At 70.4% G+C, this 22114-nt stretch carries 17 protein-coding genes; 12 read left to right on the top strand and 5 right to left on the bottom strand.

The window, feature by feature from the left end; genetic code table 11:
- Window positions 1–127: 127 nt before the first annotated feature.
- From ABZ937_RS37940 to ABZ937_RS37925, 4 genes are all read left to right on the top strand, one after another.
- On the top strand, window positions 128–319 hold the full coding sequence (locus tag ABZ937_RS37940; protein ID WP_030649874.1) for an SPOR domain-containing protein: 192 nt from the start codon (window positions 128–130) through the stop codon (window positions 317–319).
- A 30-nt stretch (window positions 320–349) separates the two neighbouring features.
- A complete protein-coding gene (locus ABZ937_RS37935; protein WP_361699064.1) occupies window positions 350–769 on the top strand; it encodes a (deoxy)nucleoside triphosphate pyrophosphohydrolase in 420 nt (139 codons plus the stop codon).
- Window positions 770–885: 116 nt separating this feature from the next.
- Window positions 886–1314 carry an ATP-binding protein gene (locus ABZ937_RS37930; protein ID WP_361699078.1) on the top strand — a complete coding sequence of 143 codons (429 nt, stop codon included), beginning with the start codon at window positions 886–888 and terminating at the stop codon, window positions 1312–1314.
- 273 nt (window positions 1315–1587) lie between these two features.
- Window positions 1588–4176, top strand: a complete 2589-nt coding sequence (locus tag ABZ937_RS37925) for a SpoIIE family protein phosphatase (RefSeq protein WP_361699062.1) — start codon at window positions 1588–1590, stop codon at window positions 4174–4176.
- Window positions 4177–4185: 9 nt separating this feature from the next.
- Here the strand turns inward: ABZ937_RS37925 and ABZ937_RS37920 are convergent, their stop codons facing one another.
- Window positions 4186–5751: a hypothetical protein gene (locus tag ABZ937_RS37920; RefSeq protein WP_361699061.1), complete on the bottom strand. Its 1566-nt coding sequence runs from the start codon at window positions 5749–5751 to the stop codon at window positions 4186–4188.
- Window positions 5752–5831: 80 nt separating this feature from the next.
- Here ABZ937_RS37920 and ABZ937_RS37915 point away from each other — a divergent pair, with 80 nt between their 5' ends.
- Window positions 5832–6983, top strand: a complete 1152-nt coding sequence (locus tag ABZ937_RS37915) for a hypothetical protein (RefSeq protein WP_361699059.1) — start codon at window positions 5832–5834, stop codon at window positions 6981–6983.
- On the opposite strand, the gene ABZ937_RS37910 is transcribed toward ABZ937_RS37915, so the two are convergent.
- The 4 genes from ABZ937_RS37910 to ABZ937_RS37895 are packed head-to-tail and all read right to left on the bottom strand — an operon-like array spanning window position 6961 to window position 10848.
- Window positions 6961–7734, bottom strand: coding sequence for a succinate dehydrogenase/fumarate reductase iron-sulfur subunit (locus ABZ937_RS37910; protein ID WP_361699057.1), 774 nt, complete (start codon window positions 7732–7734; stop codon window positions 6961–6963). The two genes, ABZ937_RS37915 and ABZ937_RS37910, sit on opposite strands and share 23 nt — an antisense overlap.
- Complete coding sequence (locus tag ABZ937_RS37905; protein ID WP_361699055.1) at window positions 7731–9686, bottom strand: fumarate reductase/succinate dehydrogenase flavoprotein subunit; 1956 nt, start codon at window positions 9684–9686, stop codon at window positions 7731–7733. The genes ABZ937_RS37910 and ABZ937_RS37905 overlap by 4 nt, the downstream gene beginning before the upstream one ends.
- Before the next feature lie 24 nt (window positions 9687–9710).
- The gene (locus ABZ937_RS37900; RefSeq protein ID WP_361699053.1) at window positions 9711–10532 is read right to left on the bottom strand and encodes a hypothetical protein; all 822 of its coding nucleotides are present in this window, start codon (window positions 10530–10532) and stop codon (window positions 9711–9713) included.
- Window positions 10533–10557: 25 nt separating this feature from the next.
- Window positions 10558–10848, bottom strand: a complete 291-nt coding sequence (locus tag ABZ937_RS37895) for a hypothetical protein (RefSeq protein ID WP_361699051.1) — start codon at window positions 10846–10848, stop codon at window positions 10558–10560.
- A gap of 314 nt (window positions 10849–11162) precedes the next feature.
- Between ABZ937_RS37895 and ABZ937_RS37890 the strand changes: the two genes are divergently transcribed.
- The 7 genes from ABZ937_RS37890 (at window position 11163) to ABZ937_RS37860 (ending at window position 22110) form a co-directional block, all read left to right on the top strand.
- Window positions 11163–13319 (top strand): ABC transporter family substrate-binding protein, encoded by a 2157-nt coding sequence (locus ABZ937_RS37890; RefSeq protein ID WP_361699049.1) that lies wholly within the window; start codon window positions 11163–11165, stop codon window positions 13317–13319.
- 140 nt (window positions 13320–13459) lie between these two features.
- Window positions 13460–15367: a translational GTPase TypA gene (typA, locus tag ABZ937_RS37885; RefSeq protein ID WP_361699047.1), complete on the top strand. Its 1908-nt coding sequence runs from the start codon at window positions 13460–13462 to the stop codon at window positions 15365–15367.
- 481 nt (window positions 15368–15848) lie between these two features.
- Window positions 15849–16889: an ABC transporter permease gene (locus ABZ937_RS37880; RefSeq protein WP_361699045.1), complete on the top strand. Its 1041-nt coding sequence runs from the start codon at window positions 15849–15851 to the stop codon at window positions 16887–16889.
- A gap of 102 nt (window positions 16890–16991) precedes the next feature.
- Window positions 16992–18785 carry an ABC transporter substrate-binding protein gene (locus ABZ937_RS37875; RefSeq protein WP_361699043.1) on the top strand — a complete coding sequence of 598 codons (1794 nt, stop codon included), beginning with the start codon at window positions 16992–16994 and terminating at the stop codon, window positions 18783–18785.
- Between the two features lie 98 nt (window positions 18786–18883).
- Window positions 18884–19861, top strand: a complete 978-nt coding sequence (locus tag ABZ937_RS37870) for an ABC transporter permease (RefSeq protein ID WP_361699041.1) — start codon at window positions 18884–18886, stop codon at window positions 19859–19861.
- Window positions 19862–19890: 29 nt separating this feature from the next.
- Window positions 19891–20952 (top strand): ABC transporter ATP-binding protein, encoded by a 1062-nt coding sequence (locus ABZ937_RS37865; RefSeq protein WP_361699039.1) that lies wholly within the window; start codon window positions 19891–19893, stop codon window positions 20950–20952.
- Window positions 20953–20964: 12 nt separating this feature from the next.
- A complete protein-coding gene (locus ABZ937_RS37860) occupies window positions 20965–22110 on the top strand; it encodes a dipeptide ABC transporter ATP-binding protein (protein WP_361699037.1) in 1146 nt (381 codons plus the stop codon).
- Window positions 22111–22114: the final 4 nt, after the last annotated feature.

The raw sequence follows: 22114 nt of genomic DNA, 5'->3' as shown, positions 1-22114 counted from the left end.
CTCTTTGTGAAAAGACGTATTCGCAGCGTAAAGGTTGGGCGTACGCTCGGGCATATGCGGATTGCGGTTTCCTTAGCCGGGGGAAGCGGGTGGGGCGGTGCGAGAAGGAGCGCGGGCGGTGGGGGCCATGAGTGAGGGCACGGTCTCCCTGCCCTGGATCGTGATACGGCAGGACGACAACGGCAATCGCTACCGCGTCGGCCGGTACGCGACCCGCGCGGAGGCACAGAAGATCGCCGACAGCCTCGACGACCGGGGGCACAAGCAGCTCTACTGGGTCGAGCGCATCGGCCAGAACGGGGACGGCACGCAGAACTGACCGGCTGCGCGCTCCCGTAGGCTCCGCTTCATGACGCGCATGACCCCCGAAGCGGAACGGATCGTGGTGGTGGGGGCCGCCCTGCTCGACGGCGGCCGCCTGCTCGCCGCACGCCGCAGCGCGCCCGTGGACCTGGCCGGACGCTGGGAGCTGCCCGGAGGCAAGGTCGAGACGGGCGAGCGCCCCGAGGACGCCCTGGTGCGCGAACTGCACGAGGAACTGGGCATCGACGCCGAACCGGTCGGCCGCGTGCCCGGAGAGTGGCCGCTGCGCACGCCGTACGTCCTCCAGGTGTGGACCGCCCGCCTGCGCCCCGGCTCACCCGCGCCCCGGCCCCTCCAGGACCACGACGCGCTGCGCTGGCTGACGCCGGCCGAGCTGTGGGACGTACCGTGGCTCGACCAGGACGTTTCCGCGGTGCGGGAGATCGAGAAGCTCGCCGCGTTCTGAAAGCCGGGCAGTCGGCCGCCGGCTCGTACGCCGTTCGTGCCACAGTGCGCCCTCTCGCGCGGTACTGCCCCCCGGATATCGGGTATGTGCCCATTAACCCCATGAAACCGGACATGGTGGGCTCGCTGGCCGGGGAAGTGATCGGCGTGATCGACACCGATGGCGACTGCGCCGAGTGGACCTTTCCCGCGGAACCGGGTGTCGTGCGCACGGCCCGCGCGGCGGTCCGGGGCCAGTTGCACGGCTGGGACCTGGACTGCCTCGCCGACCTGGCCGCACTACTGGTCAGCGAGCTGGTCACCAACTCGCTGCGGTACGCCACCGGCCCCATCGGCGTACGGCTGGTGCGCCCCACCGGGGATGACGACGCACTGCGCGTCGAGGTGTCCGACCCGCTCCCCGACCCGCCGCGCGAACGTGTCGCGCACCCCGAGGACGAGAGCGGACGCGGCCTGCAGCTGGTCGCCGGTTCCTCGCGGCGCTGGGGCACCCGGCCTGGTGCGAACGGAAAGACCGTCTGGTTCGAACTTGCGGTGCCCGGGTGAAGCCGGAGCATCAGCGGGGGGCGCGGGGGTGTAAAGCCGCGAGCGTGCCGCCCCTCGTGCGCGCCGGGGGCGCATGCAGTGCGGTGCGGGGTGATTCGGCGGTGTGTTCCCTGGTTAGAAGAGTGGAAGTGTTGTCACGGACCGGTCCGAAAACCACCTGGACCGAGCTGTGATCGTGAACACCGTGTCGTGCGGCGCCGTAGTGCTGGATACTGCGGGCAGCCGCCCCCGGTGACCGGTGCCGGACGCGGTGAGCTGGAGGGGACGGTTCGCGTGAGCGAGATACCAGCGAAGGCCACGGAGTCCGAGGACCCGTCGGACGGCGCGAGGGGCCAGACCGCGGAGGCTGCCGCGGGGCCGCGGGACACCATGTGGCAGAGCAGTCCGCCCGGTTCGATGTACGACTACATCAAGGTCGCGTCCTTCTCCATCAGTCCCGGTGGGCTTGTCGACCAGTGGAGCCTGCGCGCCGAGCAGCTCTTCGGCGTCCCGGCGGCACGTGCCGTCGGCATGGATCCCATCGAGGCCTTCGTCGATCCCGACCTGCGCGAGCGCGGCCAGCGGAAGATGGCCGAAATTCTCGACGGACGCGAGTGGACCGGAGTGGTGCCGTTCCGGATGCCGGACCGGCCGGACGGTACGCGCGGCGAGGAGGGGCTGGCCGAGGTCTATGTCATGCCGACGCATACCGCGGAGGGGGACAAGGCCGCCGTCTGCATCGTCGTGGACGTCCGCACGCTGCGCAGCATCGAGACCGACCTCGCCGCCTCGCAGGCGATTTTCGGTCAATCGCCGTTCGGATTCCTGCTGATCGACGCCGACTTTCGGGTCCGCCGGGCCAACATGCGGTTCGCCTCCGTCTTCGGCGGAACGCCGGACGACCACCGGGGCAAGGGAGTTCACGACTATCTGCCGCGCGGCGAGGCCGAGCGCGTTTCGGCCACCCTGCGGCGGGTGCTGGAGTCCGGCGAGTCCATCACCGACATGCACGTCACCGGCTTCGTGCCGGGCTCCGAGGAGCGACGGCACTGGTCCGTCAACCTCTACCGGGTGCACAGCGGCAGCGGCCGGCCCATCGGCGTCGCCTGGCTCGGCACCGACATCACCTCCCGCCGGGCCGCCGCCCGCGAGGCCGCCGCCGCCCGGCGCAACCTCGCGCTGCTCAACGAGGCCGGTGCCCGCATAGGGAACTCACTCGACCTGGAGACCACGGCCCGCGAACTCCTCGACGTGGTCGTCCCCGGCTTCTGCGACCTCGCCACCGTCGACCTCTACCAGGGGCTGCTGGCCGGCGACGAGACCCCGCCCGGCCTCGCCGACGGCAGCGCCGAGCTGCGCCGGGTCGCCTTCGCCAGCGCGGTCTCCGGTGCCCCCTTCAGCGGCTCCGGGGAACCCGTCGAGGTCGGCGCGGTCCACCACTTCCCGTTCAACTCGCCCTGCGCGGACGCCCTGCGCACCGCACGCCCGCAGCGGGTGCCCGCCGAGGAGGGCGGCCTCGTGCAGTCCACGCTGGCGGTGCCGATGGTCGCCCACGACACGGTCGTCGGACTCGCCCAGTTCGCCCGGACGAAGGGCAGCGAGCCGTTCGGCGACCGGGACCGGGACCTCGCGGTGGAGCTGGCCGCGCGGGCCGCCGTCTGCATCGACAACGCCCGCCTCTACCGCCGCGAGCACGAACGGGCGTTGATACTGCAGCGGTCCCTGCTGCCGCCCGGCGACCCCGAGGCGTCCGGACTGGACATCGCCTGCCGCTATCTGCCCGGCAACGCGGCGACGGAGGTGGGCGGCGACTGGTTCGACGTCATCGAACTCCCGGGGCACCGTACGGCGCTGGTCGTCGGGGACGTGATGGGCCGGGGCCTGCGCGCCGCCGTGGCGATGGGCGAACTCCGCACGGCCGTACGCACCTTGGCGCTGCTCGACCTGGAGCCGGCCGAGGTGCTGTCGGCGCTGGACGAGATCGCCCGCGGGCTCGGCACGCCCGGCGGGGTCCAGCAGGCCACCCGTACGGCCCGCCAGCCCCGGGACGCCGACCTCTCCGAGGTGTACCTGGCGACCTGCGTGTACGCCGTCTACGACTCCGTCACCAGACGCTGTACGTTCGCCAACGCCGGCCATCTGCCGCCGGTCCTGGTCGAGCCCGGCGAGCCGGCCCTGATGCTCGACGTGCCGCCCGGCATGCCGCTCGGCGTGGGCGGCGAGCCGTTCGAGGAGGTCGAGGTCGATCTGCCGGAGGGCGCCCTGCTGGCCCTCTACACGGACGGCCTGGTCGAATCCCGCGACCATCCGCTGGACGAGGGACTGCAGGCCTTCGTCGGCGCGCTCACGGATCCGACCCTGCCCCTGGAAGATGTCTGCGACCACGTCCTCAACACCCTGGACACCCACCACGGCGAGGACGACATCGCCCTGCTGATGGCCCGGGTGCAGGGGCTGCCCGCCGACTCCGTGGGCGACTGGACCCTGCCCCGCGAGCCGCGCAGTGTGGGCCGGGCCCGTGAGTACGCCCGCGGACAGCTGCTGTCCTGGGACCTGGAGTCGCTGGTCGACACGACGGAACTGCTGGTCAGCGAGCTGGTGACGAACGCGCTGCGGTACGGCGAGGGAGAGATCCGGCTACGGCTGCTGCTGGACCGCACGCTGGTCTGCGAGGTCTGGGACTCCGGCCTGGTCCAGCCACGGCGCCGGCGTGCCCGGGACACCGACGAGGGCGGACGGGGCCTGCAACTGGTCGGACTCCTCAGCGCGGCCTGGGGCTCACGGCGGACGCCTCGCGGCAAGACGGTGTGGTTCGAGCTGCCCCTGCCGGGCGGAGAGGGCGGCCTCACGGACCCGGCGGAAGCCCTGCTGAGCCTGTTCTGACGACCCTTTTCACCCAGCGTGGTGGCGGGAGCGGGACCGGGGGCCGCCGTAGGCCGCCGGGGGGCCTCCGTCCGGGTCCTCGGCGAGAAGGACGCCGCCGAGCACGGCACCGGCGAGGCCCGTCGGGTCCGCTTCGGCGCCGATGTGCGGGGTGCCGTGCGTGCGTACGTCCCGCTCGGCCAGTTCCCGCGCCGCCCCGGCCACGGCACCCGCCCGGCCGGCGTTGCCCGCCCCCAGCTCCCGTACCGCCTCCGCAAGCCGGGCCCGGGGCTCCGCGCCCACCGCTCCCCGGTGCACCGCCACGAACTCCTCCGCCCCGGCGACGGAACTGCGCGCCGTCAGCAGCCCCGCGGTGTCCAGCACCCCGGAGCGCGTCCCCGCCACCCGTTCCGCCGCCCGGGTGATCCGGCGCAGCGCGTCCAGCGGGTCGTACGGGCCGCCGGTCAGCTCCTCGCGCACCGCGGCCAGCACCCCGTCGGCGTGCGCCAGCCGGGCGTGCAGCTCACCCGCGGTCAGCGAGGTCCCGCCGGTCCCGCGCCGGGCCGCCGCCAGCTGCGCCTCCGCGCCGGTCAGCGCCGCCGGCACCAGTCCGGCCGCCTCCCGCAGCTCCACCGCGAGCCGTTCCACCCCGCCCACCAGCACCCCGGCCTGGGCCACCGCGCCCTCGCCGGCCCGCAGCTGCCGGGCGGCCCGCCGTGAGTCGTCCGCGTCGGCCGCCTGGCGGGCCTCGTTGAGCCGGGCGGTGGCGAACACCAGCCGGTCCTTGGCCTGTTCGAGGTACCCGGTGACGGACTCCAGGGCCGGGGGAGCGTACGTCTCCTGGAGTGCCGGCAGGGTGATCTGCGCGCTCACCACCCGCGCCGTCAACTCCCGGAACCGGCCCTCGGCCACCTCCAGCGCCGCCCCGACTCCCCCCTCGTCGAACCCCCGCAGCCGGTCCAGCGCCTCCGCCTCCCCGTCCAGCCGGCGCCCCGCCTCCGCACACCGGCCGATCACCCCGACCAGCGCCTGGCGCCGGGCGCTCGGGTCGTCCGGGACGCCCTCCTCGTACCGCCGCCAGATCGCGAACGCCGCCGCCAGTTCGGTCTCGGCGGCCCGCAGCGCGTGCGTGAACGGCTCGGTCTGCTTCTCCCCGAACCGGTCGCGGACGAAGGACAGTTCCTCCCTGCTGGTCCGGACGCAGTCGTCGGCCAGGCGCAGCGCCGCCCGGGCCTGCCGTTCGGAGTCGGCCGGCGTGGGCGTGGGCGGTTGCGCCGAGACGGTCCCCGGAGTCGTCCGGGTCCGGGCCCGCCGGGTGCGCCGCAGGTAGCCGTATCCGGCCAGGACCACCGCCGTGACCCCGACGAGGAGCGGCAGCACCAGGTCGGCGGCCGACGTACCGCCCTCCTCCGCCGAGGCGGCGCTCGCCACCGTGCCGACGGTCGCCACGGGAACCGGATCATGAGCCTCGGTCGTCATCACCGGCAACACCAGCCACCCGACTCCCGCCAGGGCGCCCAGCACGGCATGCGTCACCCACACCCGTATGTGCGCCGTGGCTCGCCGGGGCCGGCCCCGGATCAGGGAGGACGTCACATTTCGGAGCGTATGGGCAGGTAGACGGCTTCGCGAGCGGGACGGATACGGGTGGGGGACCAGGCTCACAGGGGGGCGGGATGGACGAAAATCGGACGGCCGAAAACCGGACCGACGAGGACCGGACCGACGAGGACCGGACCGACGAGGACCGGACGGAGGAGAACCGGACCGACGAGGACCGGACCGGCGAAGACCGGAAGCCCCGTTCCCGCAAGCGGCGCGTTCTCCGCGTCGCCGCCGTCGTTCTCGTCCTCCTCCTGCTCCCCCTCCTCACCGCCGAGGCCGCCCTCCGTCTCAACTACACCGGCGATCCGGCCCCCGGCACCCGCACCCGGCACCAGGATGCCCTGTGGCTGGGCCACGCCTGGGTGGACGGGCGGAAGACCGACCGGGACGTGGAGGCCCTCGCGCGCCGCCTCAAGGGCACCGGCATCCGCGATCTGTACGTCCACTCGGGCCCGCTGGAGCACGACGGCACCCTGCCCGAGTCGGCGTACCCGAAGGCCCGTTGGCTGGTAGGGGCCGTGCACCGGGAGCTCCCCGGCGTCCGCGTCCAGGCCTGGCTCGGTGACAAGCTGGCCAGCGAGGGACCGGAGGGGCTGCGGCTGGACCGCCCGGCCACCCGTGCGGCGATCCTCGGCTCCACCCGCGCCGTCCTCGCCACCGGCTTCGAGGGCGCGCACTTCGACCTGGAGCCCCTGCACTCCGGCGACCGCGACTACCTCGGGCTCCTCGACGACCTGCGCGGCCTCACCCACGCCCGGGGCGCGGTCCTCTCCGTCGCCGCCCACCAGATCGACCCGCTGCCCGCCTTCCACTCCTTCTGGGGGACGACCACCGGCCACCCCAAGTGGTGGTCGCAGGCGTACTTCGGGCAGGTGGCCCGCCGCGTGGACCAGATCGCCGTCATGTCGTACGACACCATGCAGCCGCTGCAGAGCCTGTACGGCGGCTATGTGGCCCAGCAGACGAGCCTCGCCCTGGAGGTCACCCCGGACGGCACCGATCTGCTGATGGGCCTGCCCTTCTACCACGAGAACCGGTTCGGCCACTGGGCGCACGCCGAAACCGTCCCGGCCGCCGTACGCGGCGTCCGCCTCGGCCTGAGCCGTACGGACGCCGACCGTGCCCGCTTCGGCGTCGCCCTCTACGTGGACTTCGCGGCCACCGAGGCGGACTGGACGGCGTACCGGGACGACTGGGCGGTCACGCCCCGGAGCGCCTCCTGATCTTCGAGCCCAGCCACACCAGCGGGTCGTACTTGCGGTCGACCGCCCGTTCCTTCAGCGGGATCAGGGCGTTGTCGGTGATCTTGATGCCCTCGGGGCAGACCTCCGTGCAGCACTTGGTGATGTTGCAGTAGCCGAGGCCGTGCTCGTCCTGGGCGGTGCGACTGCGGTCCAGGCCGGTGTCGGCCGCCGCGTCCAGCGGGTGCATGTCCAGCTCCGCGACCCGCATCAAAAAGCGCGGGCCGGCGAACGCCTGCTTGTTCTCCTCGTGATCGCGCACCACATGGCAGGTGTCCTGGCACAGGAAGCACTCGATGCACTTGCGGAACTCCTGCGAGCGGTCCACGTCCTCCTGGAACATGCGGTACTCGCCGGGACCGACGCCGGCCGGCGGCACGAACGCCGGGACCTCGCGTGCCTTCCGGTAGTTGAAGCCGACGTCCGTCACCAGGTCCCGGACCACGGGGAAGGCGCGGAGCGGGGTGATCGTGATCGTCTCCTCGCGGGAGAACACCGACATGCGGGTCATGCACATCAGACGGGGCCGCCCGTTGATCTCCGCCGAGCACGAACCGCACTTGCCCGCCTTGCAGTTCCAGCGCACGGCGAGATCGGGGGCCTGGGTGGCCTGGAGACGGTGGACGATGTCCAGCACCACCTCGCCGTCGTTGACTTCGACCTTGAAGTCCTCCAGGCCGCCGCCCTGTGCGTCGCCCCGCCACACCTTGAAGCGGGCCTCGTAGCTGCTCACTCGTACAGCTCCTCTTCGGCGAGGTACTTGACCAGCTCCTCCTTCTCGAAGAGGGCGAGCAGGTCCGGGCGGATGGAGTCGGTGGTCTCGCGGGTGAGGCGGATCTGGCCCCGGGCCGGGTCGGTCGCGGCGAGGCCGCCGGTCGGGTCGGCGAGGGCGCAGAGCAGGTTCACGTTGCGCCAGGCGCGGTCCATGGTGGGGTGGTCCTCGCGGGTGTGGCCGCCGCGCGACTCGGTGCGCTCCAGGGCGGCCCGGGCCACGCACTCGCTGACCAGCAGCATGTTCCTGAGGTCCAGCGCCAGATGCCAGCCGGGGTTGAACTGGCGGTGGCCCTCCACCCCGGCCCGCCGGGCGCGTACCCGCAGTTCGGCGAGCTTGTGCAGGGCCTGTTCCATCTCGCCCTCGCGGCGGATGATGCCGACCAGGTCGTTCATGGTCTGCTGGAGTTCCTGGTGCAGGGTGTACGGGTTCTCCGGCGGGCCCGCCCGGCCCGCTCCCTCGGCCGCTGCCTCCGCCTCCGCCTCCGCGGAGAAGGGCCGCAGGGCCTCCGCCGCGGCCGTGTCGACCTGGGCGTCGTCCACCGGCGGGCGCTGGTACGCCAGTCCCTGCGCGTATTCGGCCGCGTGCCAGCCCGCCCGGCGCCCGAAGACCAGCAGGTCGGAGAGCGAGTTGCCGCCGAGCCGGTTGGAGCCGTGCATGCCGCCGGCCACCTCACCGGCCGCGTACAGCCCCGGCACCCCGCGGGCCGCCGCCGTGTCGGAGTCGACCGCGATGCCGCCCATCACGTAGTGGCAGGTCGGCCCGACCTCCATCGCCTCCGCCGTGATGTCGACGTCCGCCAGCTCCTTGAACTGGTGGTACATGGACGGCAGCCGGCGCCGGATCACCTCGGCCGGCATCCGGGTGGAGACGTCGAGGAAGACCCCGCCGTGCGGGGAGCCCCGGCCCGCCTTCACCTCGGCGTTGATCGCGCGGGCCACCTCGTCGCGGGGGAGCAGCTCGGGCGGCCGCCGGTTGTTGTCCGGGTCCTCGTACCACCGGTCGGCCTCCTCCTCCGACTCGGCGTACTTCTCCTTGAAGACGTCCGGGATGTAGTCGAACATGAACCGCTTGCCCTCGGAGTTCCGCAGCACCCCGCCGTCGCCGCGCACCGACTCGGTGACGAGGATGCCCTTCACCGACGGCGGCCAGACCATGCCCGTCGGGTGGAACTGCACGAACTCCATGTTCAGCAGGGGCGCGCCCGCGAGGAGCGCCAGCGCGTGGCCGTCGCCCGTGTACTCCCACGAGTTCGACGTGACCTTGAAGGACTTGCCGATCCCGCCGGTCGCGACGACGACCGCGGGTGCCTCCAGGACGAAGAAGCGGCCGGACTCGCGCTCGTACGCGAAGACACCGGAGACGCGGCTGCCGTCCTTCAGGATCCTGGTGACCGTGCACTCCTGGAAGACCTTCAGCCGGGACTCGTGGTCCCCGGTCTCCTTGAAGTCCTCCTGCTGCAGCGCCACGATCTTCTGCTGGAGCGTGCGGATCAGCTCAAGGCCGGTGCGGTCGCCGACGTGCGCGAGGCGCGGGTACTCGTGGCCGCCGAAGTTCCGCTGCGAGATCCGGCCGTCCTTCGTACGGTCGAACAGCGCCCCCCACGTCTCCAGCTCCCACACCCGGTCCGGGGCCTCCTGCGCGTGCAGCTCGGCCATCCGCCACTGGTTGAGGAACTTGCCGCCGCGCAGGGTGTCGCGGAAGTGGACCTGCCAGTTGTCGTGCTCGTTGACGTTGGCCATCGCCGCCGCGATGCCGCCCTCGGCCATCACCGTGTGCGCCTTACCGAACAGCGACTTGCAGATCACCGCCGTACGGGCGCCCCGTTCGCGCGCCTCGATCGCGGCCCGCAGCCCGGCGCCGCCGGCACCGACCACGACGACGTCCCACTCCTGCCGGTCCACCACGGACATCAGTTCGGTCCCTCACTGGAATCTCTAGAAGAAGCGCGGGTCGGCGAAGACCCCGGACGCGACGAGGTAGACGTAGAAGTCGGCGAACGCCACGCTCAGCAGCGAGGCCCAGGCCAGCTGCATGTGGCGGGCGTTGAGCCGCCCCACGAACTGCCACGCCCTGTAGCGCACGGGGTGCCGGGAGAAGTGCCTGAGCTTGCCGCCGACGATGTGCCGGCACGAGTGGCAGGACAGGGTGTACGCCCAGATCAGCACGATGTTGACCAGGAAGACGAGGGTGCCGAGGCCCATGTGACCCCACCGGTAGTGGGTGTCGCGGAAGGCGAGGACCGTGTCGTAGGTCAGCACTCCGGCGACCAGGATCGCGAAGTAGAAGAAGTACCGGTGGACGTTCTGCAGGATCAGCGGGAAGCGGGTCTCGCCGGTGTACGTCGCGTGCGGCTCGGCCACCGCGCAGGCGGGCGGCGACGCCCAGAAGGCGCGGTAGTACGCCTTGCGGTAGTAGTAGCAGGTCAGCCGGAAGCCGAGCGGGAAGACCAGGATGATGATCGCGGGGGAGATGCCCCACCAGCTCCCGAACACGTCGGCGTTCGGGCCCGCGTGCATGGTCCGGCAGTTCTCCGCCAGGCAGGGCGAGTAGAACGGCGAGACGTACGGCGCCGCGTAGTAGTAGGCGCCCGCGAAGGCCCGCCAGGTCGAGTAGACGACGAAGGCGAACAGACCGGCCGCGGTGACGGCGGGCGCCAGCCACCAGCGGTCGGTCCTCAGATGAGGTGCGGCGATGGCGGCGCGCGTACCGGAGCGTACGCCGCCGCTGCTTCGTTGGGGTTCCGTACCAGTGGCCAAGTCAGGACTCCGGTCGGTAGCGGGTTCAGGGGGCGCGGCGGTCGCGGGCGCCCAGGCCCTCGTCGTCCGAGTCCGTCCACAGGCTGATGTCGTATGGGGCGTCGGAGATGGTGACGAGGTCGGGCCGGCGCGGCGCGTCCGGGGCGGCGGCGGCCTCCCGCAGCAGTGCCACGCTCTCGCGCAGGTGATCGGCGTCCAGCCGGACCCGGCGGATCTCCAGGCCGCCGCTGCCGATCTGGTGTTCCAGGCGGCCCAGCGACCGGTTCAGGTCGTCGAGGCAGCGCTGGACGGCGTTGATGTCGTCGTGCACGGACATGACTAGCCCTCGCTTCCGCGGGTCCGGCGGGCCATGGGCGGCAACGTTCATGCGCCTTGGAGTGTTGCGCCTCGGGCCTGCCTGTGTGAAGGGATGTGCAGCGATTGGCCGAGGCGTACGGGTGCATCGCCGGGTGTGTTGCGCCGCACGGGTGGGCTTACGGACCGTTGTCGCCGTGTCGCCCGCTGTTGCCGGATCCTTTCCTCTTCAGTGGCCGCATAGATCTGATCAGCTCCATATACCGCCGAATGTGATCAACTCCACATACCGACAAATGTGAGCATAAGGCCCGTGGCTTCCCGGAGGTAGCAGAGATGTCCCACCACGGCGTCGGCCCGCGCGCGGTCCTGCGTAAGGTCACCCTCCTCACCGCCGGCGCGCTCGCCGCGCCGCTGATCGCCGGATGCGGTGCCGACGAGGAGGTCAGCAGCCCGCTCGCCCCGCAGGACATCGCCCCGGTCGCCCGGGATCTCGTCGCGGACGGCGGAACGCTGAGATGGGCCGTGGACGCCGTACCGGAGACCCTGAACGCCTTCCAGGCCGACGCCGACGCGGGCACGACCCGGGTCGCCCAGGCCGTGCTGCCGTCGATGTTCCGGCTCGACGCCAGTGGCCGCCCGGTGGCCAATCCCGCCTATCTGGAGTCCGCCAAGGTCATCGAGACCGAGCCGCGCCAGGTCGTGCTGTACAAGCTGAACCAGCAGGCCGTCTGGAGCGACGGCCGGGAGATCGGCGCCGCCGACTTCGCCGCCCAGTGGCGCGCCCTGTCCGGCACGAACAGCGCCTACTGGACGGCCCGCAACGCCGGCTACGACCGCATCGCCAAGATCGAGCGCGGCGCCAACGACCTCCAGGTCAGAGTCACCTTCTCCCGCCCCTACGCCGACTGGAGGTCCCTGTTCACCCCGCTGTACCCGAAGGACGTCATGGGCACCCCGGACGCCTTCAACGACGGCGCCCGCCGCAAGCTCACGGTCACCGCCGGCCCCTTCCGGGTGGAGAAGGTCGACACCGCCAAGAAGGACGTCGTCCTCACCCGCAACCCCCGCTGGTGGGGCCGGCCCGCCAAGCTCAACGAGATCGTGCTGCACACCGTCAAGCGCGAGACGCGCGAGGTCGCCCTCGCCGACGGCAGCGCGGACCTCGCCGAGATCGACCCCGCCGACGCCCAGCGGATCGGGCTCGCCGGCCGCGAGAAGGGCACCGGCACCCCGCTCCAGGGCTCCGGCCGGACCTCCGTGACGAAGCTGCGCGCCTGGGCGCTCGCGCACGGCATCGACTCCGACGAGGTGCACGCGGGCCAGAAGAAGCTCCACAAGGCCATCACCCGGTACCTGAAGCAGCAGCAGGCGCTGCGGGACATCGAGGTCCGCAAGTCCCTGGAGCCCGCCTACACCCAGCTCGCCCTCAACGGCTCCGCCGGCCCCCTCGCCGACGAACGGGTCCGCAGGGCCGTCGCCCGCGCCCTGGACCGCCAGGAGCTGGCGCGGCTGGTGCTCACCCCGCTGGGGCTGCCCGCCGTCCCGGTCGGCAGCCACCTGGCCCTGTCCGGGCAGATGGCCTACGCCGACAACAGCGGCGCGCTCGGCAGCCAGGACGCCCAGGAGGCGCAGGCGCTGCTCGCCGACGCCGGCTGGGTGCGCGGCGGCCCGCTCAAGGAGCAGAAGAAGGCCGGCGAGAAGGCGGCCGGCCCCGAGAGCAACGGCGAGGACGTGTCGAACGGCGGCCAGGACGGCGAGTACATCGTCGGGGAGGACGAGAAGGGCCACGACGGCAAGGGCAAGCACCACGAGTCCACCGGCGACCAGCGCGAGCACGTGGCGCAGGAGGGCAAGCACGGCGGCGCGCCCGGCGCGTACGCCCCCAAGGGCACGGCCGCCCCGGCCGCCGCGCCGGCCGGGCCGCTCGCCAAGGACGGCAAGCCGCTCGCACTGCGCTTCGTCCTCCCCTCCGGCCCCGGCTCGGACACCCTGAACTCGGTCGCCGGGCGGATCTCCGCGATGCTGGAGCAGGTCGGCATCCGCACGACGATCACCAAGGTCTCGGACGAGAGCTACTTCAAGGACCACATCGCCGCCGGCGACTACGACCTCGCCCTGTACTCCTGGCCGTCCTCCGCCTTCCCGGCCACGGACGCCCGGCCCGTCTACGCCAAGCCGGTCCCGGCGGCGGACGGCTCGGTGAACGTCGAGCAGAACTACACGCGGGTCGGTACGGACCAGGTCGACCAGCTCTTCGACGAGGCCGCGACCACACTGGACGAGGACGAGGCACGCGACCTGATCAGAAAGGCCGACTCCCGCATCTGGGCCGCCGCCGGCTCGATCCCGCTCTACCAGCGCCCGCAGCTGATGGGGGCCCGGAAGAACCTGGTCAACGCGGGGGCGTTCGGATTCCAGACGCCGGTCTACGAGGACATGGGCTTCCTGAAGAAGGGGGCGAAGGTCTCGGCGAGCCCGTCCGGTCACTGAGACCCCGTGGCCCTGGGGAAGCCGCTTCCCTCGGGGCCACGTAACATGGGGTGAGGCCGTGGCATGTCAAGCCCGGCAGGGCCCGCGTCACACGGACGTACCTAGAGGGCCTTCCTCACACTCCGGGAGTACGTCGCAATATGGCCACGCGCCACGACATCCGCAACGTCGCCATCGTCGCCCACGTCGACCACGGCAAGACGACCATCGTCGACGGCATGCTGAAGCAGGCCGGTGCCTTCGCCGCCCACCAGCTCGACCAGGTCGACGACCGCGTCATGGACTCGAACGACCTGGAGCGTGAGAAGGGCATCACGATCCTCGCCAAGAACACGGCGGTGAAGTACCACCCCAAGGACGGCGGGGACCCGATCACGATCAACATCATCGACACCCCCGGCCACGCCGACTTCGGCGGCGAGGTCGAGCGCGGTCTGTCGATGGTCGACGGTGTCGTGCTGCTCGTCGACGCCTCCGAGGGCCCGCTGCCGCAGACCCGCTTCGTGCTGCGCAAGGCGCTGCAGCAGCGCCTGCCCGTCATCCTGTGCATCAACAAGACGGACCGCCCGGACTCCCGCATCGACGAGGTCGTCAACGAGACCTACGACCTCTTCCTCGACCTGGACGCGGACGAGGAGCAGATCGAGTTCCCGATCGTCTACGCCTGCGGCCGTGACGGCATCGCCTCGCTGACCAAGCCGGACGACGGCACGGTCCCGGCCGACAGCGACAGCCTGGAGCCGTTCTTCTCCACGATCCTGGAGCACATCCCGGCCCCGACGTACGACGAGGACGCGCCGCTCCAGGCCCACGTCACCAACCTCGACGCCGACAACTTCCTCGGCCGTATCGCGCTGCTCCGCGTCGAGCAGGGCGAGCTGCGCAAGGGCCAGACCGTCGCCTGGATCAAGCGCGACGGGTCCATCAGCAACGTCCGCATCTCCGAGCTGATGATGACCGAGGCCCTCACCCGCAAGCCCGCCGAGGTGGCCGGCCCCGGTGACATCTGCGCGGTCGCCGGTATCCCGGACATCATGATCGGCGAGACCCTGGCCGACACCGAGAACCCGGTCCCGCTGCCGCTGATCACGGTCGACGAGCCGGCGATCTCCATGGTCATCGGTACGAACACCTCGCCGCTGGTCGGCCGGGGCGGCACCGGCAAGGGCGCCGACGCGAAGTCGGCCGTCAAGGACCGCAAGGTCACCGCCCGCCAGGTGAAGGACCGCCTGGACCGCGAGCTGATCGGTAACGTCTCGCTGCGCGTCCTGGAGACCGAGCGTCCGGACGCCTGGGAGGTCCAGGGCCGTGGTGAGCTGGCGCTCGCCATCCTGGTCGAGACCATGCGCCGGGAGGGCTACGAGCTGACCGTCGGCAAGCCCCAGGTCGTCACCAAGGAAGTCGACGGCAAGGTCTACGAGCCGGTCGAGCGCATGACGATCGACGTGCCCGAGGAGCACATGGGCGCCGTCACGCAGCTCATGGGCGTCCGCAAGGGCCGGATGGACAACATGTCCAACCACGGCTCGGGCTGGGTCCGCATGGAGTTCGTGGTGCCCTCGCGCGGTCTCATCGGCTTCCGTACCGAGTTCCTGACCCAGACCCGCGGCACCGGCATCGGCCACTCCATCCACGAGGGCCACGAGCCCTGGTTCGGCACGCTGCAGACCCGCAACAACGGCTCCCTGGTCGCCGACCGCGCCGGTGCCGTCACCGCGTTCGCGATGACGAACCTCCAGGAGCGCGGCGTGCTCTTCGTGGAGCCGGGCACCGAGGTGTACGAGGGCATGATCGTCGGTGAGAACTCCCGCTCCGACGACATGGACGTCAACATCACCAAGGAGAAGAAGCTCACCAACATGCGGTCGTCCACGGCCGATGTGGCCGAGTCGATCGTGCCGCCGCGCAAGCTCTCGCTGGAGCAGTCGCTGGAGTTCTGCCGCGACGACGAGTGCGTCGAGGTGACCCCGGAGGCCGTTCGCATCCGCAAGGTCAACCTCGACCAGCGTGAGCGGGCCCGCGCCGCGAGCCGCGCCAAGCACGGCTGATCCACGGCCTGTTGAGCCCGGGTGCCCCCCATGGTGGGGGCATCCGGGCTTTTTGCAACCCGTTTTCGGGAGTCGTTTGTCCGACATGCGGAGATCGCTGCCCGATAGCCATGTAACAAGTCCGTTTCGCGCATTCTTCCAGCGAACAGTTTGTCCAGATTTTGGAAGGAGTAGGCGTGAGCTGTGACTGAATTGAGATCTACGGGCAGTGGTCGGTGGTCGACCCATGGCAGATAGTTAGCCGCGTAGCGCTCGGGTCAATGGGTCTCGCGCTGTGGGGACAGCGCCGACTCACGAGCACCAGGGGGTGTCTGACCCTCCGTCAGGGGTGTCGGAGGGAAGACGGAAACCCTCTCTTGTTGGTGAACACGTGAAGTCATGAGGAGGGAACCCCCAGCAACTACGCGCGTCCGACTGCGGTCACGCGCGTCCTTGGAGTACGCGGGCACCTCTCACACTCATACCTGTGAACGGACAAACCGTGACAAGTCCTATCGACATAGAGGGCGGCGGGGCTTCGGCCGTCGTCGACGGCGAACCAGGGCCGGAGACGAGGAGCGAGGCCGTCAAACTCGCAGGCCGGTCCCCCGGCCAGCTGATGTGGCTGCGCTTCAAGCGCGACCGCACGGGCGTGATCTGCGCGGTGGTGGTGATCGGCTACTTCGTCGTCGCCCTGCTCGCACCGCTGCTCGCGAAGCTGCCGGGCACCGATCCGTACACCCTGTACGGCCAGGACCCCACCTACGCCGACAAGCCCCTCCTCGATGAATTCGGGCTTCCGCTCGGCTACTTGGGGGGAGTCTCGGGCGACCACTGGTTCGGCGTCGAGCCGCAGTACGGCCGCGACCTCTACGCCATGCTGCTGTACGGCATGCGCACCTCGCTGTACATGGCGCTCGGCATCACCGTCCTCATCATGGTCACCGGTGTCGTGATCGGCCTGATCGGCGGGTACTTCGGCGGTCGTACGGACTACTGGATCGGCCGTGGCACCGACTTCTTCCTCTCCTTCCCGCAACAGCTGTTCTTCATCGCCTTCATGCCCGTCGTGACGTCGTTCTTCGTGGATCCGCGCGAGGCGACGCCGACCTACTTCCGCGCCCTGGCCATGCTCATCGTGCTGTGGCTGCTGGGCTGGATGGGCATGGCCCGGCTGGTGCGGTCCACCGTACTGTCCCTGCGCGAACGGGAGTTCGTGGAGGCGGCGAAGGTCTCGGGCGCCTCGCCGTGGCGGATCGTGCGCAAGGAGATCCTGCCCAACGTCGTCACCCCGATCCTGGTGCAGTTCACGTACCAACTGCCCAACACCATCCTCAGCATCGCCTTCCTGTCCTTCGCCGGCGTCGGCTTCGTCGAGCCCACGCCCGACTGGGGACGCCTCTTCGCCGCCGGCGCCCGGTACGCCGAGCAGGACCCGGCCTTCATGTTCTTCCCCGGGGTGGCGCTGGTGATCTTCGTCCTGTGCTTCAACCTCCTCGGGGACTCCGTACGGGACGCGTTCGACCCCAAGTCCGGGCGCTAGACCGTCCGTTGGGTGGGGGGTGGCTGCCGCCCCCGCCGGCCCGCCCGGCCGGCGCCCGGCAGATCTCACGGATAACAACCGACAGGTAGGTGGATTCGCCTCATGATGTCTCATCGCGCCCGCGGAGCCCGCGCCGTAGTGATCGCCCTCGCGGCCGGCTCCCTGGTTCTCACGGCCTGCTCGAAGAACGAGGGCGGCAAATCCGGCAAGGACTCCAAGAAGGACCAGAAGGAAGCGGCGGTCCAGTCGAAGGCGGTCACCTATGTCGACGCCGCGGGATCGACCGGCCCCGCCAAGGACGTGCCCGGCGCCAAGCCCGGCGGCACGATCACGGTCTACCAGGAGCAGGGCCTGTCCCACCTGGACCCCGGCCAGATCTACGTCTCCGACGCCGGCCAGGTCGCCAACCTGCTCTTCCGCAGACTGACCCAGTTCCAGGAGGACGACAAGGGCAACGTGTCGGTCGTCGGTGACCTCGCCACCGACTCCGGCAAGGCCTCCGACGGCGGCAAGACCTGGACCTTCACACTGAAGGACGGCATCAAGGACGAGAGCGGCAACGCCATCACCTCGGCCGACATCCGGCACACCGTCGAGCGTCAGTACGCGAAGTTCATCTTCGACGGCCCGACCTATCTGCAGACCTGGCTGAGCGGCGCCGACTACCGCAAGGCCCTGCCCGGCGGCGGCTTCGACGGCAAGCACCTGCCGGCCTCGGTCCTGGACACCCCGGACGACAAGACGGTGGTCTTCCACTTCGACCAGCCGCGTCCGGACCTGCCGCAGACCCTCGCCATGGCCGGCTACGCCGTCGTCCCGGCGAAGGGCGACACCAAGGAGAAGTACGAGAAGAAGCCGGTCGCCACCGGCCCGTACAAGATCGCCGAGAACAAGGTCGGCAAGAACCTGAAGCTGGTGAAGAACACCAACTGGGACCCGAAGACCGACTCCGTGCGCCACCAGTACGTCGACGGTTTCGACATCCAGTTCGGCGTCACCGAGTCCACCCAGACCAAGCGCCTGATCGCGGACGAGGGCGACAACAAGAACGCCATCCAGCTCACCGGCGGCGTCGAGGCCACCCAGATCCAGGACGTCCTGGGCAACCCGGACGCCAGCAAGCGCACGGTCAAGGGCTACCAGCCGTACGTCATGACGCTGACCTTCAACCTCGACCGGGTCAAGGACAAGAAGGTGCGCGAGGCCGTCACCTACGCGGTCAACTCCAAGTCGCTGATCGCCGGCGAGGGCGGCGCCTACGGCGGTGACGTCGCGCCGAACTACTTCGCGCCGACGCTGCCCGGCTACGAGCCGGCCTACGACCCCTACGGCCGGCTGAAGACCCCGCAGGGCAACATCGCCAAGGCCAAGGAGATCCTCAAGAGCGTCCCGGCCGCCGAGAAGAAGGTCGTCTTCGCCTACGCCAACAGCGAGCAGGGCCAGCGGCGCAAGGTCGCCATCGAGGACGCGCTGACCAAGGTCGGTTTCGACGTCGTCGCCAAGGAGGTCGACGCGGCGAGCTACTACGAGCAGGTCGGCAAGCTCAAGAACCCGTACGACATGTACATAACCGGCTGGGGCCAGGACTGGCCGTCCCCGGGCACGGTCGTCACGCCGATCTACGACGGCTCGCAGGTCTTCGACGGCTCCTCGAACTACTCGCACGTCAAGGACCCGAAGGTCGACGCCCTCATCAAGACGGCGCTGACCCAGCAGCCGGCCGAGGCCGCCAAGACCTGGAAGGAAGCCCAGCACTACCTGCTGGAGAACGTCATCCCGGCGGCTCCGCTGTGGTACACGAAGCAGTTCCAGATCTCCGGCTCCAACGTGGGCGGTACCCGCTACGGCTCGGTGTCCAGCCTCGTCGACATCACCCGGCTGTACCTGAAGTCGTGACCCGCGGCCGATGACGGGGGCGCGCTCCACAACGAGCGCGCCCCCCGAGTCCGAGCGCACCCCACCCACCGTCTCCGCAGAGGAGCAGCCAGCCCGCCATGCTTCAGTTCATCATCCGGCGCACGGTCGGCGCCTTCGTCACGCTCTTCCTCATCGGGGCGGCGACGTTCTTCCTGTTCGTGGCCGCACCCTCCGACTACGCCTCCCTCGCCTGCGGCAAGGACTGCTCGGGTCAGCGGCTGGCGGACATCCGGGAAGCCCTCGGCCTCAACCTGCCCCTGGCCCAGCAGTTCTGGGACTTCATGTCCGGCATCGTGACGGGCCGCGACTTCCCGACCGGCCACTGCTCGGCCCCCTGCCTGGGCGTGTCGTTCTACTCGGGGGACATGGTCTGGAGCACCATCCTGGACCGTTTCCCGCTGACCCTCACCCTGACCGCGGGTGGTGCGATCGTCTTCCTCGTCCTCGGGGTCGGCGCGGGCATGCTCGCCGCCTACCGGCGCGGGACGATGGTGGACAAGGTCGCCACCGGCGCGTCCATGGTGCTGAGTTCCTTCCAGATCTACTTCCTCGGCCCCATCGTGCTGACGATCCTCGTCTACAGCACCGGCCTGATGGAGGACCCCAAGTACGTGCCCCTCACCCAGGACCCGGTCGGCTGGTTCGTCGGGATGTCGATCCCGGTCTGTGTGATGGCCACGATCTTCACCGCGCAGTACACCCGTATGGCGCGCTCGTCGATGATCGAGCAGCTCGCCGAGGACCATGTGCGCACCGCCCGGGCCAAGGGCATGTCACGCAAGTACGTCTTCCTGCGCTACGCCTGGCGCGGCTCGCTCATCCCGATCGTCACCGTGCTCGGCATCGACGTCAGCTCCATGCTGGGCGGGGCCGTCGTCACCGAACTGACCTTCTCCCTCCAGGGGATCGGCCGGCTCGCCGTGGACGGCGCGGTCAACAAGGACCTGCCGCTGACGATGGGGGTCATGCTGTTCGGTGCCTTCTTCATCCTGGTCATCAACATCCTGACGGACATCACCTACGCGTGGATCGACCCCCGCATCCGGCTCTCCTGATCCGGCTCTCCTAGGAAGAACCAACCATCGTGACCACAGTGACCAAGGCCGAGGGCGCACCGGCCCCGACCGGGCCGGAGGGATTCCTCTCGGTGCGCGATCTCCAGGTGACGTTCTCCACCGAGGACGGCCCCGTCAAGGCCGTCGACGGACTCTCCTTCGACCTGCACCGCGGGAGGACCCTCGGCATCGTGGGCGAGTCGGGTTCGGGAAAGTCGGTCACCAACCTGACGATCCTCGGGCTGCACGACCCGTTGTTCACCACGATCGACGGCGAGATCGTCCTCGACGGCAAGGAACTCATCACCGCCACCGAGAAGGAGCTGGAGCGGCTGCGCGGCAACCGGGTGGCGATGATCTTCCAGGATCCGCTCACCGCGCTGTCGCCCTTCTACACGATCGGCCGGCAGATCGCCGAGCCGTTCATGAAGCACACGGGCGCCTCGAAGCGGGCCGCCTGGGAGCGTGCCGTGGAGATGCTCGCCAAGGTCGGCATCCCCAACCCCAAGGAGCGCGCCCGGGACTACCCGCACCAGTTCTCCGGCGGTATGCGCCAGCGCGCGATGATCGCCATGGCGCTGGTCTGCGATCCGGACCTGCTGATCGCCGACGAGCCGACCACGGCGCTGGACGTGACCGTGCAGGCGCAGATCCTGGACCTGCTCAAGGACCTCCAGCGGGAGTTCGGCACGGCGATCGTCTTCATCACCCACGATCTCGGTGTCATCGCCGACATGGCCGACGACATCATGGTCATGTACGCGGGCCGGGCGGTGGAACGCGGAACCGTCGACGACGTCCTGCGCTCCCCCCGGCACCCGTACACCTGGGGCCTGCTGAACTCCATGCCGCGGCTGGACTCCGACCTCGGCACCCCGCTGTCCCCGATCCCGGGCACTCCGCCCTCGCTGCTGACCCCGCCGACCGGCTGCCGCTTCCATCCCCGGTGCACCTTCCGGGACCGGGTCGGCGGCGACCGCTGCGTCACCGAGCGCCCCCTGCTGGCGCCGGACCGCTCCTCGGCGTGCCATCTCAGCGCGGAGCAGAAACGAACCATCTTCGTCGAAGAGATCAGGCCCCGGCTGGGCTAGGAGGACACCGTCATGAAAGAGGACCTGGTCCTCCCCGCCACCCGCGCGACCGGTGACGACGCGGCGCCCGAGCCGCTGCTCAAGGTCTCGGGGCTGGTCAAGCACTTCCCGGTCAAGGGCGGCTTCCCCATCCGCCGTACGGTCGGCGCGGTCCAGGCCGTCGACGGCCTCGACCTGACCGTGCACGCGGGGGAGAGCTTCGGCCTGGTCGGCGAGTCGGGCTGCGGCAAGTCGACCACCGGCCGGCTCATCACCCGCCTGCTGGAGCCGACCCGCGGCACGATCACCTACCGCGGCCGGGACATCAGCCACGCGAACCGCAAGCAACTCGCCCCGATCCGCTCCGAGATCCAGATGATCTTCCAGGACCCGTACTCGTCGCTGAACCCGCGGCAGACGGTCGGCAAGATCATCTCCGGCCCCATGGAGATCAACGGCATCAACCCGGAGGGCGGCCGGGAGAAACGCGTCCGCGAACTCCTCGACATCGTCGGCCTGAACCCCGAGCACTACAACCGCTTCCCGCACGAGTTCTCCGGCGGCCAGCGCCAGCGCATCGGCGTGGCCCGCGCGCTCGCCCTGGAACCGAAGCTGATCGTCGCCGACGAGCCGGTCTCCGCCCTGGACGTCTCCATCCAGGCCCAGGTCGTCAACCTGCTCCAGCAGGTCCAGAAGGAACTCGGCATCGCGTTCCTCTTCATCGCCCACGACCTGGCGGTGGTCCGCCACTTCTCCCAGCGCGTGGCGGTCATGTACCTGGGCAAGATCATCGAGGTCGGCGACCGCGACTCCATCTACACCCGCCCCCGCCACCCCTACACCCACGCCCTGCTGTCCGCCGTCCCCGAGGTGACCCTCGCGGAGGAGGAGACTCCCGCCCGCGAGCGCATCCGCCTCGCCGGCGACGTACCGTCCCCCATCTCCCCACCTTCCGGCTGCCGCTTCCGCACCCGCTGCTGGAAGGCACAGGACAAGTGCGCGGCGGAGGAGCCCCCACTGATCCAGCTCTCCGGCAACCGCGCCGACCACCTGACGGCCTGCCACTTCCCGGAGGACCCGACCACGGAGGCCCGCGACGAGGACATCGTCCTGGACCCGGCACTGACGGCACTGGAGGAAGCGGCGGCGACGGACACGGAGGCCGCGCGGGAAGGATGACGGA

Source organism: Streptomyces sp. NPDC046727 (assembly GCF_040645635.1).
Lineage (GTDB): Bacteria > Actinomycetota > Actinomycetes > Streptomycetales > Streptomycetaceae > Streptomyces.
The sequence above is the reverse complement of the archived record's forward strand: the minus strand, read 5'-3'. Positions and strand labels throughout refer to the sequence as shown.

Excerpts from the sequence above, each read along its gene's own strand:
- ABZ937_RS37940 (WP_030649874.1), top strand. The coding sequence starts at position 128 with ATGAGTGAGGGCACGGTCTCCCTGCCCTGGATCGTGATACGGCAGGAC.
- ABZ937_RS37935 (WP_361699064.1), top strand. The coding sequence starts at position 350 with ATGACGCGCATGACCCCCGAAGCGGAACGGATCGTGGTGGTGGGGGCC.
- ABZ937_RS37915 (WP_361699059.1), top strand. The coding sequence starts at position 5,832 with ATGGACGAAAATCGGACGGCCGAAAACCGGACCGACGAGGACCGGACC.
- ABZ937_RS37905 (WP_361699055.1), bottom strand. The coding sequence starts at position 9,686 with ATGTCCGTGGTGGACCGGCAGGAGTGGGACGTCGTCGTGGTCGGTGCC.
- ABZ937_RS37895 (WP_361699051.1), bottom strand. The coding sequence starts at position 10,848 with ATGTCCGTGCACGACGACATCAACGCCGTCCAGCGCTGCCTCGACGAC.
- ABZ937_RS37890 (WP_361699049.1), top strand. The coding sequence starts at position 11,163 with ATGTCCCACCACGGCGTCGGCCCGCGCGCGGTCCTGCGTAAGGTCACC.
- typA (WP_361699047.1), top strand. The coding sequence starts at position 13,460 with ATGGCCACGCGCCACGACATCCGCAACGTCGCCATCGTCGCCCACGTC.
- ABZ937_RS37875 (WP_361699043.1), top strand. The coding sequence starts at position 16,992 with ATGATGTCTCATCGCGCCCGCGGAGCCCGCGCCGTAGTGATCGCCCTC.
- ABZ937_RS37870 (WP_361699041.1), top strand. The coding sequence starts at position 18,884 with ATGCTTCAGTTCATCATCCGGCGCACGGTCGGCGCCTTCGTCACGCTC.
- ABZ937_RS37860 (WP_361699037.1), top strand. The coding sequence starts at position 20,965 with ATGAAAGAGGACCTGGTCCTCCCCGCCACCCGCGCGACCGGTGACGAC.